Genomic DNA, 4189 nt, shown 5'->3' on the forward strand with positions numbered 1-4189 from the left:
CCGGTACTCGACGTGGTCGAAGCCTTGCGCAAACGCCATTTCGTGCTGGACAGCCACACCCACAAGCGCGGCGATTCAACCACTGCACTCGCGACCGCAGAACATCGGATTCAAGGCACGCTGCATATCGGCGGCCAGGAACACTTCTATCTGGAAACCCAGATTTCTTCGGTGATGCCGACCGAAGACGGCGGCATGATCGTCTACTGCTCGACCCAGAACCCCACCGAAGTGCAGAAACTGGTGGCGGAAGTGCTCGACGTCTCGATGAACAAAATCGTCGTAGACATGCGCCGCATGGGCGGTGGTTTCGGCGGCAAGGAAACCCAGGCCGCCAGCCCCGCCTGTCTCTGCGCGGTAATCGCGCACCTGACCGGCCAGCCGACCAAAATGCGTCTGCCACGGGTCGAAGACATGCTGATGACCGGCAAGCGTCACCCGTTCTACATTGAATACGATGTCGGCTTCGACGACAGCGGACGCCTGCACGGCATCCAGCTGKAACTGGCCGGCAACTGCGGTTGTTCACCGGACCTGTCGGCGTCGATCGTCGACCGGGCGATGTTCCACTCGGACAACTCGTACTACCTGGGCGACGCGACCATCAACGGTCACCGCTGCAAGACCAACACCGCGTCGAACACCGCTTATCGCGGCTTTGGCGGCCCGCAAGGAATGGTCGCCATCGAAGAAGTGATGGACGCCATCGCCCGTCATCTGGGCCTCGACCCGCTGGCCGTGCGCAAGGCCAACTACTACGGCAAGACCGAGCGCAACGTCACCCATTACTACCAGACCGTCGAGCACAACATGCTCGAGGAAATCACCGCCGAGCTGGAAGAAAGCAGTCAGTACGCCGAACGCCGCGAAGCGATCCGCCGCTACAACGCCAACAGCCCGATCCTGAAAAAAGGCCTGGCGCTGACCCCGGTGAAATTCGGTATTTCCTTCACCGCCAGCTTCCTCAATCAGGCTGGTGCGCTGATTCACGTCTACACCGACGGCAGCATTCACCTGAACCACGGCGGCACCGAAATGGGCCAGGGCTTGAACGTCAAAGTCGCGCAAGTCGTGGCCGAAGTGTTCCAGGTTGAAATCGACCGCGTGCAGATCACCGCGACCAACACCGACAAAGTGCCGAACACCTCGCCGACCGCCGCGTCCAGCGGTGCCGACCTGAACGGCAAGGCTGCGCAAAACGCCGCCGAAATCATCAAGCAACGCCTGGTGGAATTTGCCGCGCGCAAGTATGCGGTCAGCGAAGAAGACGTGGAGTTTCACAACGGCCACGTGCGGGTTCGCGATCAGATCCTGACCTTCGAAGAACTGATCCAGCAGGCGTATTTCGCCCAGGTATCGCTGTCCAGCACCGGCTTCTACAAGACTCCGAAAATCTACTACGACCGTAGCCAGGCACGCGGCCGGCCGTTCTACTACTACGCGTTTGGCGCCGCCTGCGCCGAGGTGATCGTCGACACCCTGACTGGCGAATACAAAATGCTCCGCACCGACATCCTGCATGACGTCGGCGCCTCGCTGAACCCGGCCATCGACATGGGCCAGGTCGAAGGTGGCTTCATCCAGGGCATGGGTTGGCTGACCATGGAGGAGCTCGTCTGGAATAACAAAGGCAAACTGATGACCAACGRCCCGGCCAGCTACAAGATCCCAGCAGTCGCCGACATGCCGCTGGATTTACGGGTCAAGCTGGTGGAAAACCGCAAGAACCCGGAAGACACGGTGTTCCATTCCAAGGCYGTGGGYGARCCGCCGTTCATGCTKGGCATYKCCGTCTGGTGCGCRATCAAGGAYGCMGTGGCGAGYYTGGGCGAYTACCGACATCAGCCAAAAATCGACGCACCGGCCACACCGGAGCGGGTGTTGTGGGGCTGTGAGCAGATGCGCCAGTTGAAGGCGGTGAAAGCCGTGGAAGCCGAGACCGAGCTGGCTTCGCTGTAAAGACCGCGTCGCGGCCAATCGCGAGCAGGCTCGCTCCCACAGGGTTATGTGCTGATTGTTGGACCTGTACAAATCCAATGTGGGAGCGAGCCTGCTCGCGATGAGGCCCGAACAGACAACAGAAATGTTGAGGTGAACATGTACAACTGGATCGACGCCCTCGCCGACCTGCAAAACCAGGGTGAACCCTGCGTGTTGGTGACCATCATCGAAGAGCTCGGCTCAACGCCGCGCAATGCCGGCTCGAAGATGGTCGTCAGCGCCACGCAGGCGTTCGACACCATCGGTGGCGGGCACCTGGAATACAAGGCCATGCAGGTCGCCCGGGAAATGCTTGCCAGCGGCAAACAGGACACCCACCTGGAGCGTTTCACCCTCGGCGCCAGCCTCGGTCAATGCTGCGGCGGCGTCACGGTGCTGCTGTTCGAGCCCATGGGCCAGGTACAGGCACAGATCGCTGTATTCGGTGCCGGCCACGTTGGTCGGGCGCTGGTGCCGTTGCTGGCCAGCCTGCCCTGCCGCGTGCGCTGGATCGATTCGCGGGAAGCCGAGTTCCCCGAACAGATCCCCCATGGCGTGCGTAAAATCGTTGCCGAAGAACCGGTGGACGAAATCGACGACCTGCCCGCTGGCAGTTACTGCATCGTCATGACCCACAATCACCAGCTCGACCTGGAACTCACTGCGGCAATCCTCAAGCGCAACGACTTCGCCTACTTCGGCCTGATCGGCTCGAAGACCAAACGGGTGAAATTCGAACACCGCCTGCGCGACCGCGGTTTCGACAACGCCGTGCTGCAACGCATGCGCTGCCCGATGGGCCTGGGCGAGGTCAAAGGCAAATTGCCGGTGGAAATCGCCATCTCCATCGCCGGCGAAATCATCGCCACCTATAACGCGAATTTTGGCCAGCACGGCGCGAAAGCCGAACCTATTGCCAAACTGCTGCCCGCCTCGCGCCGCAGCCACGCCTCGAACTAAAAAAGCCACGAACCGAGAACGACAATGCCTTTGACTCGCAAAGCCTACCGCGCCGCCATTCTGCACAGCATCGCCGACCCAGCCATGGTGGGTATCGAAGCCTCCTACGAGTATTTCGAAGATGGCTTGCTGGTGACTGAAAACGGCCAGATCAGCGCCGTCGGCCCTGCCTGCGAACTGCTCGCCAGCCTGCCCGCCGACATTCAAGTCAGCCATTACCAGGATGCGCTGATCACGCCGGGCTTCATCGATACGCACATCCACCTGCCGCAGACCGGCATGGTCGGCGCGTACGGCGAACAACTGCTGGACTGGCTCAACACCTACACCTTCCCGTGCGAAAGCCAATTCGCCGACAAGGCCCACGCTGAAGAAGTCGCCGGTATCTTCATCAAGGAACTGCTGCGCAACGGCACCACCACCGCACTGGTGTTCGGCAGTGTGCACCCGCAATCGGTGGACTCGTTCTTTGAAGCTGCCGAAAAGCTCGACCTGCGGATGATCGCCGGCAAGGTGATGATGGACCGCAACGCCCCGGACTATCTGACCGACACCACCGAATCCAGCTACGTCGACAGCAAGGCGCTGATCGAGCGCTGGCACGGCAAGGGTCGTTTGCACTACGCGGTAACGCCACGTTTTGCACCGACCAGCACCCCGGAACAACTGACCCTCGCCGGCCAGTTGCTCAGCGAATACCCCGACCTGTACATGCAGACCCACATCAGTGAAAACCTGCAGGAAGTTCAATGGGTCAAGGAACTGTTCCCCGATCGCAAGGGCTACCTGGACGTCTACGACCACTACAAACTGCTCGGCGAACGCTCGGTATTCGCGCACGGCGTGCACCTGTGCGATGACGAATGCGCGCGCCTGGCCGAAACCGGTTCGGCGATTGCCTTCTGCCCAACCTCGAACTTCTTTCTTGGCAGTGGATTGTTCAACCTGCCAATGGCCGAGAAGCACAACCTGAACGTGGGCCTGGGCACTGACATCGGTGGCGGCACCAGTTTCTCACTGCTGCAAACCCTGAACGAAGCCTACAAAGTCATGCAGCTGCAAGGCGCCCGCCTGAGCCCGTTCAAATCGCTGTACCTGGCAACCCTCGGCGGTGCCCGTGCACTGCGCCTGGAAGACAAGATCGGCACCCTGCAACCGGGCACCGACGCCGACTTCCTGGTGCTGGACTACAACGCCACGCCGCTGCTCAGCTATCGCCTGAAACAGGCCAAGAGCATCGCCGAGACGC

3 protein-coding genes are annotated in these 4189 nt (G+C 60.9%); all 3 read left to right on the forward strand.

The genetic code is table 11. The features are described 5' to 3' along the window. Positions 1–1959, forward strand: a 1959-nt coding sequence (xdhB, locus tag AC1DH9_RS24125; protein WP_477808906.1) for a xanthine dehydrogenase molybdopterin binding subunit, incomplete at its 5' end; no start/stop codon positions are given. 138 nt (positions 1960–2097) lie between these two features. Next, positions 2098–2940: a xanthine dehydrogenase accessory protein XdhC gene (gene xdhC, locus AC1DH9_RS24130; protein WP_427547009.1), complete on the forward strand. Its 843-nt coding sequence runs from the start codon at positions 2098–2100 to the stop codon at positions 2938–2940. Positions 2941–2964: 24 nt separating this feature from the next. Beyond that, on the forward strand, positions 2965–4189 hold a 1225-nt coding region (gene guaD, locus AC1DH9_RS24135; RefSeq protein WP_477808907.1), incomplete at its 3' end, for a guanine deaminase.

The sequence above is a fragment of the Pseudomonas sp. 05T35 genome (assembly GCF_056396605.1).

Bases quoted from the DNA above. Each gene is read 5' to 3' on its own strand.
- xdhC (WP_427547009.1), top strand. From the start codon at position 2,098: ATGTACAACTGGATCGACGCCCTCGCCGACCTGCAAAACCAGGGTGAA.